We start from the raw sequence: 14,520 nt of genomic DNA on the forward strand, positions 1-14,520 counted from the left end.
CAAAGGGGGAAACGCCATGAATCACACCGAAAATACGAACCCGGAAACCAAACCCCATGGCAAGCATAAATACGGCCCGGAATACATGTCCCACGAACTGAAGGTGACCGGACGCGTGGAGAGGCCGCTTTGCTTGAGTGTCTCCGATCTGCGGGAGATGGCCGCCCTGGAGATCGAGGCGCTGCCCATCATCTGCGGCAGCGGCACGGAGAAGGGGACCATCAAGAGCTACCGCGGGGTATTGCTGCAGGAAATCCTGGACCGGGCGGCCGTAATCATCACGGAACATCATGCACCCAACAGGCTGTACCTCAAACTCACGTCCAACGACGGCTATATGGCGCTCTTCAGCTGGCAGGAGATCAACAACACCGCGGTCGGCGACAAGGCGATCGTGGTGTTCGAGCGGGAGGGGCAGCCCCTGGACGAGAACGAGGGCGAATTCGCCTTTGTCTCGGCCAACGACGACCGCCCCGGCCCGCGCCGCATGCGCTACCTGGGACAGATCGAGGTGTGCGAGGCCGTCTGATCGCCCCTGCCCCGGTATGGCCGCTCCCTCACGCGGGGGGCCATGCCGGGCCGGTTCGTCAGGGTTGCTCTATCAACTCGATGAACTCTTCCCGCTTGATTTCATCGACGATCCAGGAGCAGGCGGCAAAGCAGCGGTCCCGGGTCGCGCCGGAGACGATCGCCAGCAGCACCGAATCGCAGGCGCCGATGGTCCCGAGGCGGTGGACGATCAGGACCTGATTGAGCTTAAACCGCTCCTCTGCCCGGCGGGCAAGTGCGGCGAGCCGTTCGTCGGCATCGGCGACGAGCGGTTTAAGCTCGACGGCGGCAAAGTTCGGGACCTGCTTTCCCGGCCGTTTCACCCGGCCGTGGTGCATGACCACCGTGCCGGTGCTGTCGGTTTCACGCTCGAGAAAAGCGCGGTAGAGCCCCAGGTGGTCAAACTCCTCTGTGGAACAGAATGCGGTAATCACGTGCGTACACTCCTTGTTGTATAAAATCGGTCATGGGCGGACCGGTATCAGGTTCAAGGCAGCATCGGCGGCCCGGCCTTTTCCCCGTTCTCCCGGGTCTGCCGACAATGATCCGCAATTTATCAGAGTTTTACCGATTCTGCACCCACTCCGTACGCCTCCCCCGTCATCCAACCGGATCATCCGTGCGCTTTCCGGGATTTTTCACAAAAAAATCCCCGTAGCACGGAGGGATAGCTACGGGGCGCCTTATGGGCAATTCCCATCATGAATAGCGTTATGAATGGATATCCTTAGCCCGGAACAGACCTTGCGGGCGAAAAAACCGGCGAATTAGTGGGTAACCCACCACATCCTGGCCATGAAACCGGCAAAAAGGATAACGCCAAGCGTGAACATGCCCGTCACCCCAATGGGTACGATGGCATCCACCAGCATCATCTGCTGCCGCGCCCCCTGGCTTCGCTCCCGGTTGCTCTCATAATTTTCGTTTGATCTCTGCATGATATGCCTCCTGCTCGTACACTGCACACCTATTAAGGATAAACAATACCATTTTTATCCTTAATGTCAACCATTCTATTGAAACGCCCGGTATCCCCCGTCCCCGCGACAGGAGCAATGCAGAACAAAAAATATCACCGCTGCCGACAGCGGGAACGGGCGTATAATAGAAATGTAGGGCAGAAACGGTCCGCCCGGAAAGGATGGCCGATATGTCGGTCTTTCTCAGCTTCATCTCTGCGACGGGTCTGATGCTCGGATTATTCATCCTGGCGTTTGTGGGGGTGTACATATTGGCGTTGCTTTTATCGCCGATTGAACGCAGAATATCCAACTACGTATGGTCACACCCCGTGCATGCGCCGGCAACAGGCCCCCATAAGGGATCATTCAGAACATTCAGCAAGAGAATTCAGCATGGTCACGACACCAGATAACCGCATGCGTGGAGCAAGGCGTCACAGGAGGTTCCTGGGAGTGGCGGCCGTACTCTGCGGTGTCGTGCTGCAAGCCGCCGTTTGCCGCGCCGGCGAGGAGAAGGACGGTTTCTCGCTGGGGTACGGCATCCTGCGGCCTGTTGCCAACGATACGACCGGCAAGAGCCCCGGCCTGCTGACCGCGAAGTACGGCTTCAGCCTGCTGAAAAACGTCACCCCGTACATCGGGACCGGGGTGGCCTATATCCTCCCCCAGGATGCAACCGCCACGGACGCCGCCACAAAACTGAAAACCGGGGTGGCGGGCCAGGCCGGCGTCAGCTTCAGCCTGAGCGGCACGTCGTCCCTCGTCATCGACTACAAATATCTGCACTTCACCAACGAACCCGCCACAAACGACAAGAGCACGCCCCCCCAATCGCTGGGTATCGGCGTGCACATCAAGTTCTGAAAACTCATTAAATTACAATAAGCTTGTTTTTTCGAATGATTATAAGTGTATACACTTTTTTCACCATTTGACTTACCCGACGGCCATCGGCTATAGTTTCCACTTCGGCATACTATAGAGGGAGAGGGAGAGGGAGAGGGAATGCTCAGAAAAAAACTGGCTTTCAAGGTATTGGTAATCCTGGGGATTTCGCTCGGCTGCGGCCTGGCAGCCATGATGGTGATTTCGATCTGGCAGCAGGCCAGTTCGACCATGAAGCTGCAGTTGAAGAATACCCGCAACCTGGCGGCCATCTTCATCAGGGACATCGACGATTACATGATGAAGGGTGACTCCAAAGAGGTCAACAAGTACATCCGTGAAAACAAGGAAAAGAAGCTGTTCCTCGACCTCAAGATCTACGACGAGCACGGCAAGGAGTCGGAAGCCAAGGACGGCGCCGTACAGCCCGCCATCGTGAAAGCGCTTGAAACCGGCAAGACCATCGAGTTCAAAACCGAGGAAAACGGCGTGAAGGCGCTCAACCTCGCCATCCCCTTCGAGAACGAGCAGCGCTGCAAGCAGTGCCATGACGCCGCCCCCAAATTCCTGGGAGGGATGCTCCTGAAGACCTCCATCCAGGAGGGCTACGACAGCGCCAAAGAGACGTCCATTACCCTTCTTCTGACCAGCGTTCTCTTCTTCTTCGTCCTGCTCGGGACGATCTTCCTCTTCCTGAGAGCGGCGATCATCAAACATATCCTGGCGTTTTCCCAAAAGGTCGATGAGCTGTCCAGCGGCGCCGGCGACCTGACCACGGTTATCCAGGTGTCGTCCGACGACGAGATCGGCCACCTTGCCGTCGGGATCAACAAGCTCATTTCCAAAATCCACGACATCATGTCCCAGATCGCCCAGAATGCGGCGGCACTGTCGGTCTCCGCCGACCAGTTGCTCGCCACCTCCCGGAAAATGACCGAAGGGATCGACGATGCGGTCAGCCAGACGGACACGGTGGCCACCGCCAGCGAAGAGATGGCGGCGACTTCCGGCACGATCGCCACGAATTGCACCGCAGCGGCGGAGGAGTCCGACAGGGCGAACGATTCCGCCACCGCCGGCGCCCAGGTGGTGTCGAGAACCATCGAGGTCATGGCGCGCATTGCCGACAAGGTGCGGGAATCGGCATCGACCATCGAGTCCCTGGGCAGCAGGTCGGACCAGATCGGGGAGATCGTCGGCACCATCGAGGACATCGCCGACCAGACCAATCTCCTGGCCCTGAACGCCGCCATCGAAGCGGCCCGGGCCGGAGAACAGGGGCGCGGTTTCGCCGTGGTCGCCGACGAGGTCCGCGCCCTGGCGGAACGGACCACCAAGGCCACCCACGAGATCGGCAAAATGATCAAGGCCATCCAAAACGAGACCAAAAGCGCGGTCGCCACCATGGAAGAGGGTGTCAAAGAGGTGGAGGCCGGTACCGAAGAGGCCGCCAGTTCGGGAGAGGCAATCTTCGAGATCATCGAGCAGATTCGCGCCGTCGTGACCCAGGTCAACCAGATCGCCACCGCGGCCGAACAGCAGACGGCAACCACCAGCGAGATCAGTTGCAATATCCAGCGGGTCACCACCGTCGTCCAGGGGGCGGCAAACGGAGCCCAGGAATCGGCCGCAGCGGCCAACCAACTGGCGGACCTGGCCCACGACCTGAAACGGCTCGTGGGGCAGTTCAAACTCTCGTAACGGCAGGATAGCGCCCAGGCGGGGCAATTCCCCAACCGCCCGACATACAGCTGCACCAACGAAACGGGAGATGCCATCTCCCGTTTCGTGTGCGCAGGGCTGCAAGACACCATGCCGCCGCCCTTTTCCCCCCCAGGAGCGGATGCTGCGCCGCAAACAGCATCCGCATGCACTTTTGCCCTCATCTGTGGTACACTGTCTCTCGGCAAAAGACCCATCGGCACATCCAGCAAACATCCATCGAGGACCGAACGTGGCGATACCCGGCAACACGTGCATGACCACGCTGCTCGACACCTTGAGCCGCGATTACCTCCACGGCAAGGAAGAGGTGCTGCGCCTGTCCCTGGTCGCCCTTTTGACCGGCGGGCATATCCTGATCGAGGACCTTCCCGGCCTGGGCAAGACGACCATCGCCCTGGCCCTGGCCGGGATCACCGGCCTCTCCTTCGGCAGGGTGCAGTGCACCAGCGACCTGCTCCCGTCGGACATCACCGGCCTGTCGGTCTTCAACCGCGAGGAGGGGCATTTCGCCTTCCTGCCGGGGCCGATCTTCAACAACATCGTCCTGTTGGACGAGATCAACCGGGCCATGCCGCGCACCCAGAGCGCCATGCTGGAGGCCATGGAAGAGCGGCGGGTCACGGTGGAGGGAACGACGCACCACCTGCCCGACCCCTTCATGGTGTTCGCCACCCAGAATCCCTCCGACCAGAGCGGCACGTTCCCCCTGCCCGAATCCCAGCTCGACCGTTTCCTGATCTGCACCGGCATCGGCTACCCCCCGGAACATCTGGAAAAGGGCATCATCGCCGGCGGCGGCATCCGCGAGCGGATCGGCGGCATGACGCCGGTGGCCTCCACGGCCGACATCCTGGCCGCGCGCCGGTGCGTCGAAACCGGCATCTATCTCTCGGACAAGGTGGTCAACTATATCTACGCCCTGGTGGAAGCCACCCGTAGCCACGCCATGATCCAGACCGGCCTCTCCACCCGGGCCGCCATCAGCCTGGCCCAGGCAGCACGCGCCGCCGCCTTCCTGGAAGGGCGCGATTACGTGGCGCCGGACGACGTCAGGGGGATTGCGGCCGCGGTCTGCGCCCACCGCCTGGTCATGCGTCCCGATCAACAAACCGTTGACAGGGGAGAATTGTTACGGGCACTCGTCGCCGACATAGCGCTGCCTTTGGCCTGAAGATCAGCAAGGCGGGGGCGCTCTACATCGCCATCACCCTCCTTTTGGGCTTCTCGGCCGTCAACACCGGCAACAACCTGCTGTTCCTGGTGGTTTCGGGCCTGCTGGCATTCATGTCGGTTACCGGGTATGCCGGCATGCGCAACATCAAGGGGCTCGCCCCCGAGATAGTTCCGCCGGCCGAGATCTTCGCGGAAAGCGCCGCCCCGTTCCGCCTGCGCATCCACAATACCAGGCGGCATGGCGCCTCCTTCCTGGTCCGCCTGGAATGCCCCGGCGGCCAGGGTGTCACCTTCCCCCTGATCGGCTCCGGCGACTCGGCCGAGGGCAGCATCCCTCTCACGTTCCCCGACCGGGGACACGCCGCCATCGACCGGCTCACCGTCAGCTCACCATTTCCGGTGAACTTCTTCACCCGCTACTGGACCTACGCGACCGGCTGCAACTTTATCGTCTTCCCCCGTCTGCAGGCCGGTGTGACGATCGGCGATGGCGACGAGGCAAAACGCCAGGGCGGCGCTTCCCGGCATGATCGGGGCCTGGATGGCGAACTGGAACGGATCTCAACCTATTCCGGCCGCGAGCCGCTGCGGATGATTCACTGGAAACTTTCCGCCCGCAGCGAGGAGCTGCTGGTCAAGGAGTTCGGGCGCCAGACGGCGCCGCCCCTGGTCATCGATCTCGACTCCCTGCCGGGGCTGGGCCTGGAGCAGCGCATCTCCCGCGCCGCCTGGCTGGTCAGGCGCTGGGTGGGGTTGCGGCCGGTCGGCCTCAGGTGCAACGGAAGGATCATCCCGGCCGAAACCGGCCGGCACCACGGCCGAAAACTGCTGGCGGAGCTTGCCCTCTATGGTCGCGATTAGTTCGCTTACCGCCGTTCTCTCCTACGCCATCGCCCTGTGCGGGATCGTACCGCTCTTCCCCTGGCTGACCGCTGCGCCGCGAACAGCCCTGGCGGCAGGCCTCCTGGCCGGCATCTGGCAGGACCGCCGGGGCGCCTGGCCCATCAAAAACTGGCAGTTCAACCTGGCCGTCCTGCCGGTATTCCTCTACTACGCCTTCCAGTTCAGCCGCGCCAACCCGGTCCAACCGGTGGTAAACGCACTGGCCATCATGCTGGCGGCCAGGTTGTGCGGCGAGAAGAGCGTGCGCCACTATCTGCAGATTGCTGCCTTGTCACTGTTCTGCCTTGCCGCCTCCTCCCTGTTCGACCTCAGCCCTGTCTTTCTCTTCTACCTGGCCCTGCTGCTGCTGTTGGTGGCGGTGTCGCTGGTTCTGCTCACCTTTCTCGCCCAGGACAGCCGCCTGATCCTGTCCGGCGCCCACCTGCGCAAGGTGCTGGCCGCCGGCGTTCTGATGCCCCTGGCTTCGCTGCCGCTCCTGATCCTCTTCTTTCCGATCCTGCCCCGCACCCAGATCCCCCTGTGGAATATCGCGGCCGCTCCGGCGCCCCGCCCCTCCGGCTTCAGCGACAAGGTCGAGCCCGGCACCAGCGCCGCTGTCGGGGAATCGCGAACCATTGCCTTCCGGGTCGAGATGCCCCGGCAGCCGCAGCAGCAGCTCTACTGGCGCGGCACGGTCTTCAACCGCATGGAGGGGCGCCGCTGGGTGCGGGATGCAGCCGTGCCATCGGAACACCTGCTGTACAAAGGGGCGCGCATCGCCCAGACCATCTATCCCGAGCCGGGGCTCTCCCGCGCTCTCTTCAGCCTGGATGCCCCCGCCCTCATCGCCCTGGCCAGGGCGCGGAGCACCTCGGACGGCGTCTTCGAGTATCCGGGGCCGATCACCCGGCGCCTGGGCTACCGGGCGGAGTCGGTTGCCGCAGGTATCCTGCCGACGGCCGGGGGGATCGACCGGGCCTTCTACCTGAAGCTGCCCGACGGCATCCCGGAGCGGGTGAAACGATTGGCGAACGACATCAGACGCCGGGGGAGCAATGATGTCCGCAGGCTGGAGTTGCTGGAGCAATATTTCCGCGACGGCAACTACCGTTACAGCATGCGCGACCTCCCCACCGGAGAACATGCCCTGGAACAGTTCCTGTTTGAAAAGAAACAGGGACACTGCGAGTTCTTTGCCTCCACCTTCGCCCTGCTCCTGCGGGCCGCCGGCGTCCCGGCGCGGCTGGTGGGGGGATATCTGGGGGGAGATTACAACGACCTGGGGGGGTACTACCTGGTCAGCGACGATATGGCCCATGTCTGGGTCGAGGCATACCTGGACGGGCGCGGTTGGCTGCGGGTGGATCCCAGCAGCCTGGCCCGCAACGCCGGCGAGGTCTGGGGCGGCGAAAAGCAGCGCAGCCTGGCGACGAGGCTGCGCCTGTTCGTTGACTCCCTCGACCACACCTGGAACCGCACCATCGTCACCTACGACTTCGAGCAGCAGGTGGAAATCGCCCGCAGCGCCGGCAAGCGCCTGCAAAAATTCGAGGCGGGCAAGGCGGCCCGGGCCGCCCTCCCCTACCTTCTTCCCTCCCTGGTCCTGGCCTTCGCTCTGGTGGCGGCCGTGCGCCGTCCACGGCTGTTCCCATCGCAAAACGAGCGGTTGTTGCGGCGCTTCTACCGTTTGATCGAGCGGGATTGCGGCATACGGGTCCAGCCGGGCCGCCAGGGGCTCCTGGAAATTGCCGGACAGACCGGGAACGACAGGGTGCGGGAATTCGCAGGCGTCTACGCCGGAGCCCTGTACCGGGATCGGAAGTTGACCCACGCCGAGGCGGCACGGCTTCGCCGCATCCTGAAAGACGGTTTTGTTACAAGAACATGACAGCGTGCCGTAACACTTGCATTAATCGGCCCAAGGCATACAATAATCACACCTTCTTCCGGTTCGGGGCGGCTTGCCATCCCGCCGAAACGGGACGGGATTCCGAGTGGGTTCACATGCCGAATTACGGGGGGTGATCCGTGCCGAAGCCCGGCGACTATCGGGAACGCATCAATGCCGTTGTCAAAGCCCGCTGGAAAGGCCTGCTCAAGAATCGGGAGGCCTGCCTGCACAGCGACGATGTGGACGCCGTCCATGACCTGCGGGTCGCAACGCGCCGGCTCAGGGCGGCGCTCGGTCTTTTCGGGATCTTGTGCCCCGGCGGCGAGGCGCCGCGCGCCCGCGCGGCGATCCGGCGCCTGACCCGCGGCATTGGCGAGTTGCGCAACCTGGACGAAGGGATCATCTTCTTTTCCCGAAACATACCGGGCAAACGGACGGACGGCGATACCTTTGCCCCCCTGCTGGGCCATCTGCGCGGCAGACGGGAAGCCGAGGCCCGCCATGTGCACAGGTTATTGGAAAAACTGGATATAACCGGGATGGAACGGGCGATCGGCGGCCTCGCCGGATGCCTGCGGGAACCGGATCGCGGCAGGAACGGGAAAGGGGCGCCGGCCTCCATCCCGGCATACTTTTCAGAGGAGGGGCTGCGCCTGTATGGCGAAATCCGTCGCCACCTTCCCGGAGCGCTGGCGGCGGAGAACGTCCAAACCCGCCATGCGTTGCGGATTGCCATAAAGCGCTGGCGCTATTTTCTGGAGATAGCCGCGGAAATATTCGAGCAGGATTACCGCGAGACGCTGGAATTGCTCAAGGAGTACCAGCAACTGCTCGGCGACCTGAACGATCTGCGGGTATTCGGGGCTTTCACCAGCGAAACGCCGCTGGCCCCTGCCGGTTCGGCGCTGCTCGACACCCGGATCGAACGCCTGACAGCGGGCCATCTCAAGCGCCTTGCCCTGCTGCTCGACAAACGCCCGATCCGTTACCAATTTTCGGTGTAAGAGGTCTTCTGCAATGAAAAAGACACGACTGGCAGCTATCGACATAGGCACCAACTCCATCCGCTGTATCGTGGTCGAAGCGGAGCAGCAGGGGCGCTTCATGGTCCTGGACGACGAGAAGGCCACGGTGCGCCTCGGCGAACAGTTGAGCAAGACCGGCGCCATCTCTCCCGCCGCCTTTGCCCGGGCTGTCGAGGCCATCAGCCGCATCCGCAAACTGATCGGCGGCCTGAAGGTGACCGAGGTCGAGGCGGTGGCAACCAGCGCCGTCAGAAGCGCCGCCAACGGGCCCGAACTGGTGGAGGTACTGAGCCGGGAGCTGGGCCGGGAGATCAGGGTGATTTCCGGGGAAGAGGAGGCCGAGCTGGCCGCCATATCCGCCCTGCACAACTTCGAGATGAACGGCAAGCGTTATGCCATGATCGACATCGGCGGCGGCAGTGTGGAGATCGTCACGGCCCAGGGGAACCATATCGAAGAGTACTACTCCCTCGACCTGGGCGCCGTGGTGCTGACCGAACGCTTTTTCCCCACCGACCCGATCAAGACGGGCGATTTCCAGAAGTTCCAGCGCCATGTGCGGGCAGAGCTCAAAAGGGTCTTCGCCGGGCAGAAACTCGCCGTCCAGACCTTCATCGGCTCCGGCGGCACCATTACCTCCCTGGGCTACATGGTCATGAACATGCGGCGGCAGGAGTATTCATCGGTCCACGGCTACGAGACCCTGCGCTCCGAACTGGTGCACCTGCTGGCCATGCTGATGCGGCGTGACATCAAGGGACGGCGGGCGATACCGGGGTTGAATCCTGACCGGGCCGACATCATCGTGGCCGGCCTGGGGGTCGTCGACGAACTCATGCGCTTTTTCGGCGCCAACACGCTCCTGGTCAACGAGCGCGGCATCCGCGAGGGGTTGATCCTCCGCGGCATGAAGCGGCTCGGGCTCATGGCCGAGGAACAGGGGCAGCGCACCTGGCGCCGGTCGGTGCTGGAGTTCGCCCGTTCCTGCCACTTCGACGAGGCCCACTCCCGGCATGTGGCCGGCATGGCGCTGGCCATGTTCGATTCCCTGGCCAAGGAGTTCCGCCTGAAGAAAACGGAACGCCGGATGCTCGAAGCAGCGGCCTACCTGCACGATATCGGCTACTTCATAAGCTACACCAGCCATCACAAGCATTCCTACCACCTGATCCGCCATGCGGACCTGTTCGGCTTCACCCCCCAGGAACGGGAGATGGTCGCCCAGGTCGCCCGGTATCACCGCAAGTCGCTCCCCAAGAAAAAACACGCGGAATTCCTGCGCATGTCGGAAAAGGATCAGCAGACCGTCTGCAGGCTGGGGGGCATCCTGCGCATCGCCGACGGCCTCGACCGGCGCCGGAGCGGCCTGGTGGAGGTGGTGGAGCTTCTCCATGGCGGGAATGATTACCGGATGAAACTCTTGGGGACCGAGGACATCTCGGTGGAGATCTTCGGCGGCAATGCCAAAAAGGACCTGTTTGAAAAGGCCTTCGCGGGGAACATCGTCTTTGTGACCAGCTAACCTTACCGATTCTGCCGCATTACTGCACCCAGGACCGGTCCTCCGGCCATGGCCCTCTCACGTCGGGACGGGGAACAACCGCACCAGCTTTTCGAAGTCGTCCGGCGGCAGCGGCCTGCTGAAATAATGCCCCTGCATCTCCTCGCATCGCTGGCCCGCAAGGAACAGGTATTGATCCTCCGACTCGACCCCTTCGGCAACGAGCTTCTTGCCCAGGCTGTGCCCCATGGTGATGATCGCGGAAACCACCGCCGCCTCGCCCGGATCGAAGGTGATGCCGTTGACCAGGGATTTATCGATCTGCAATTCGTCGATGGGGAGGCGGTTCAGGTAACTGAGCGACGAGTAGCCCGTACCGAAGTTGTCGAGGGAAATCTTGACGCCGATCTCCCGCAATTCCCCCAGTTTGCGCACGCTTTCGGTGATATTGTCCATGATGATCTTTTCCGGGAGCTCGATTTCCAGGTACTGCGGGTCGAGCCGGGTAGCCGAGAGGGCCCGGGCCACCTTTTCCGTAAAATCGTCCTGGTGGAACTGGCGCGCCGACGTGTTCACCGCCACGCGGAGCGGCTCCATCCCCCGGTCCTGCCACGTCTTGTTCTGGCGGCACACCTTGTCGAGCAGCCATTCGCCGGCCGGGACGATCAGGCCGCTTTCTTCCAGCATGGGGAAAAATTCCCCGGGGAAAGCCAGGGGGGCCCCCTTGGGCTGCCAGCGCATCAGCGCCTCCATCCCGGTGATCTTCCCGGTGGTGGAATCGATGCGCGGCTGGTAGTGGGGCAGGAATTCCTCCCGTTCCAGGGCGGAACGCAACCGTTTTTTCATGACGGCCCGCTCGTCGCTCTTGAGGCTCATGGATTCGGTGAAGAACTGGAACGAGTTCTTGCCGTCCCTCTTGGCCTGGTACATGGCCATGTCGGCCGTTTTCAGCAGCCCTTCGATGGTGGTGCTCTGCAGCGGGTAGATGGAGATGCCGATGCTGGTCGTCACATAGGTGGGCTGTTCAAGGATGTAGAACGGCCGCTGGAACAGGTCCCGGACCTTCTCGGCAAACTTTACGATATCGTGGATGTCCGGCATCTCGTTGACCACGATGACGAATTCGTCGCCGCCGAACCGGGCGACCGTATCGTACTGCCGCATGCACTGCTGGAGACGCCTGGCCACGTCCTTCAGGAGGATATCCCCGACAACGTGGCCGAGCGTGTCGTTGATGTTTTTGAAGTTGTCCAGGTCGAGGATCATCAGGGCCAGCAGGTTGTTATGCCGGTCCTCGTAGGCCAGGGCCTGCTTCAGGCGGTCGAAGAGCAGTTCCCGGTTGGGAAGGCCGGTCAGGGAATCGTGGTTTGCCTGATGCTTGAGCTGTTTTTCCGAGTTTCTGCGCTCGGCGATCTCTTCCTTCAGGAGCGTGTTCACCTTGATAAGCTCGGCATTGAGGGCGCGAATTTCCTCCTGGGCCCGCTGAATCTCGGTGATGTCGATCATCGACACGACGCACCGCTCCGTGCCGGGCACCTTCTTGATCTTGGTGCAGACGTGGCTGGTACGCTGGTTGTTGCCGATGAACAGAGAGGTGGTATCCAGCGAAGCCGTCCCGTTGGTCGTCCCTTTCAGGCATTGTTGTATCTCTTTGGCGGCAAACTGCTCCATGACAAAGAAGTCGGACCACTCTTTCCGAGATTCCACCGCCTCCCTGGGGTAGCCGGACAGGTGTTCGAACTCTTCGTTGACCATGGCAATGGTGCCGTTTTCGTCCACGATCATCATGGCGCTGCCACTGACCTCGAAAATGGTGCGGTACTGCTCGCCGCTCTCCTTCAACCGCCTTTCCATCGCATGCTTGGCGAGCGCGACTTCGATGGTCTGGCGCAGGCGCAGGGAATCGAACGGCTTTAAGAGGAAGGCGAAGGGGCCGGTCAGGAGCGAGCGCCGGAACGTGGCGTCATCGGTGCGGGAGGAGAGGTAAATCACCGGGAGGTCGAAGCGGGTGCGGACCTTTTCGGCGATCGTAATGCCGTCGTCGCCTTTTCCGAGGGAGATGTCCATCAGGATAAGATCGGGCCGTTCCTCCGCCGTCGCATCGAGGACAAATTCTCCGGAATGGACCGCGGCGGGCACGTCGTAGCCCATCCCCAGCAGCGTCTGCCTGAGGTCTTCCGCGACAACGGCCTGGTCCTCGACGACCAGTATCTTCACCTTACCGGACATGCTCGCTCCCCTCCCGGGGCTATCCTCTGAATGAAATTTTACACACCGTTCCGGAAGTGCCGATAAACTCGACCACCCCCTGGAGCTGTTTGGTCAACGTGGCGACCAGGCTCAGGCCAAGGGTGGACGGAGCATCCAGGTCAAGCCCCTTGGGGAGACCGATGCCGTTGTCGCCCACCACAAGCGTGTACAACCCCGCTTCATCGCGATCGAAATCGATGCTGATCATGCCGTTGCGAATCTCCGGGAAGCCGTGTTTCAGGCTGTTGGAGACCAACTCGTGGATAATGAGGCCGCAGGGGACGGCTATCTCAAGGCTGACGACGATCCTGCCGATGCGCATCTCCACCTGAAGGTTGCTCTGGCTGGGACTGTAGGCGCTGATGATGCCCCCCACCAGGCTCCGCGCATATTCGTTGAAATCGATCCGGCCCTGATTGCCGGAGTTGCCCAGCATCTCGTGGATAAGCACCATGGCCCTGACCCGCTCCTGGCTCTCCCTGAAAAACTCCGTGGTGTCGGGATTGGCCAGATACCTCGACTGCAGGTTGAGCAGGCTCATGATGACCAGCATATTGTTCTTTGCCCGGAGGTGGACATCCCGGAGCATGTCGTCCTTTTCCTGAAGCGCGGTCTTGAGATCGTTTTCGGCGCGCTTGCCCGCGGTAACATCCATGGCCATGGTGATGAACAAACGACGTTCGTCGGGAAGGGTGCCTGCGGGGGCGGAGCAGAAGCTCCATACGAGTTTCTCGCCGCTGCTGGTGCTCACCGGCAGTTCCTCATACGTACAGGGCGTCTTGGTTTTATACAGGAAACCGAACGTCTCGAACATGGAAGCGGAGTCGGCGCCAAAAGCCTTCTTCACCCAGGCATCGATCGTGGGAATATCCTTGAAGGCATAGCCGGTTCGCCTGGTCCATTCGCTGTTGAGCATCACCACGACGCCGTCCTCGGCATGCACCATGATCGGAAGCGGTGCGGAAAAGACCGCCTGCCGGAACCTGCCCCCCGTTTCCAGGAGGTCCTTTTCCACCCGCCGGTACAGGGTGATATCACGCATAAAGACGCAGATGAGGTCCTTTCCCCCGGAACGGATCAGGCTCAGCCTCAGTTCCACGTCAACCAGCCCGCCGTCGGACCGCCGGCACTTCACCTCGCCTACATACTGTCCCTTCCCGGCAAAGACCTGGGTATAGAGCCTCTCGATCCCCACCGGAGAAAGATCGATAACATCGTTGAGGGTCATGGAGAACAGCAGTTCTTCCGGATAGCCGACCAGTTCGGCAAAGGCTTTATTGACCTCCAGCAGGTATCTGCTGGCGCCATCGATCAGGACAATCCCTTCCGATGCCTGCTCGAAAACCGTCTGAAAAAAATGCTCGCTCATACCAGTTCCTTAACCCTTCAAATCGGCGGCCCTACGAAACCATGTGCGCAGGAGGTTCGATTCCGCCTAATTGCGGCCCTCACCGGTTAAACACCGGAGTGGTGGAAAGACCCTGCCGAGGCACAGACCACCCCCTGGCCCCGAGGATACCCGTACCGTACCGGCGTCCTCTCTTGCCATACATCCCCATGCAGAGGGGGAGAGTCCCGACACCGGCAATCTTTGCAAGAATTGATCCTCAATCGGCAGAGAAATCAGGAAGGGTCACGATGGCGCTGTTTACAAAAAAACCTCGAAGACATAGCATG

Annotated in this window: 12 protein-coding genes; 8 read left to right on the forward strand and 4 right to left on the reverse strand. The window is 61.7% G+C overall.

The window, feature by feature from the left end; all coding sequences use genetic code 11:
• Window positions 1–16 precede the first annotated feature (16 nt).
• A complete protein-coding gene (locus tag FO488_RS12930) occupies window positions 17–529 on the forward strand; it encodes a molybdopterin-dependent oxidoreductase (protein ID WP_149210933.1) in 513 nt (170 codons plus the stop codon).
• Window positions 530–587: 58 nt separating this feature from the next.
• On the opposite strand, the gene FO488_RS12935 is transcribed toward FO488_RS12930, so the two are convergent.
• Both FO488_RS12935 and FO488_RS19475 read right to left on the reverse strand, forming a co-directional pair.
• Window positions 588–983 (reverse strand): molybdenum cofactor biosynthesis protein MoaE, encoded by a 396-nt coding sequence (locus FO488_RS12935; protein WP_149210934.1) that lies wholly within the window; start codon window positions 981–983, stop codon window positions 588–590.
• A gap of 333 nt (window positions 984–1,316) precedes the next feature.
• Window positions 1,317–1,487: a hypothetical protein gene (locus tag FO488_RS19475; protein WP_168206031.1), complete on the reverse strand. Its 171-nt coding sequence runs from the start codon at window positions 1,485–1,487 to the stop codon at window positions 1,317–1,319.
• A 477-nt stretch (window positions 1,488–1,964) separates the two neighbouring features.
• On the opposite strand from FO488_RS19475, the gene FO488_RS12940 reads away from it, so the two are divergent.
• From FO488_RS12940 to FO488_RS12970, 7 genes are all read left to right on the forward strand, one after another.
• Window positions 1,965–2,375, forward strand: a complete 411-nt coding sequence (locus FO488_RS12940; protein WP_168206032.1) for an OmpW family outer membrane protein — start codon at window positions 1,965–1,967, stop codon at window positions 2,373–2,375.
• Window positions 2,376–2,516: 141 nt separating this feature from the next.
• Window positions 2,517–4,097: a methyl-accepting chemotaxis protein gene (locus FO488_RS12945; RefSeq protein WP_149210936.1), complete on the forward strand. Its 1,581-nt coding sequence runs from the start codon at window positions 2,517–2,519 to the stop codon at window positions 4,095–4,097.
• A 277-nt stretch (window positions 4,098–4,374) separates the two neighbouring features.
• Window positions 4,375–5,292: a MoxR family ATPase gene (locus FO488_RS12950; protein ID WP_149210937.1), complete on the forward strand. Its 918-nt coding sequence runs from the start codon at window positions 4,375–4,377 to the stop codon at window positions 5,290–5,292.
• Between the two features lie 44 nt (window positions 5,293–5,336).
• A complete protein-coding gene (locus tag FO488_RS12955; protein WP_240731915.1) occupies window positions 5,337–6,155 on the forward strand; it encodes a DUF58 domain-containing protein in 819 nt (272 codons plus the stop codon).
• Complete coding sequence (locus tag FO488_RS12960; RefSeq protein ID WP_149210939.1) at window positions 6,142–8,064, forward strand: DUF3488 and transglutaminase-like domain-containing protein; 1,923 nt, start codon at window positions 6,142–6,144, stop codon at window positions 8,062–8,064. Before FO488_RS12955 ends, FO488_RS12960 begins: the two co-directional genes overlap by 14 nt.
• Window positions 8,065–8,204: 140 nt before the next feature.
• Entirely contained in the window at window positions 8,205–9,071 is an 867-nt protein-coding gene (locus FO488_RS12965) for a CHAD domain-containing protein (RefSeq protein ID WP_149210940.1), read from the forward strand.
• A 13-nt stretch (window positions 9,072–9,084) separates the two neighbouring features.
• A complete protein-coding gene (locus FO488_RS12970; RefSeq protein WP_149210941.1) occupies window positions 9,085–10,614 on the forward strand; it encodes a Ppx/GppA phosphatase family protein in 1,530 nt (509 codons plus the stop codon).
• A gap of 57 nt (window positions 10,615–10,671) precedes the next feature.
• Here FO488_RS12970 and FO488_RS12975 read toward each other — a convergent pair whose 3' ends face one another.
• Both FO488_RS12975 and FO488_RS12980 read right to left on the reverse strand, forming a co-directional pair.
• A complete protein-coding gene (locus FO488_RS12975) occupies window positions 10,672–12,822 on the reverse strand; it encodes a GGDEF domain-containing response regulator (RefSeq protein ID WP_149210942.1) in 2,151 nt (716 codons plus the stop codon).
• Window positions 12,823–12,841: 19 nt separating this feature from the next.
• Window positions 12,842–14,212: a sensor histidine kinase gene (locus FO488_RS12980; protein ID WP_149210943.1), complete on the reverse strand. Its 1,371-nt coding sequence runs from the start codon at window positions 14,210–14,212 to the stop codon at window positions 12,842–12,844.
• Between the last annotated feature and the right edge of the window lie 308 nt (window positions 14,213–14,520).

Origin of the sequence: Geobacter sp. FeAm09 (assembly GCF_008330225.1) — a bacterium.
Lineage (GTDB): Bacteria > Desulfobacterota > Desulfuromonadia > Geobacterales > Pseudopelobacteraceae > Oryzomonas.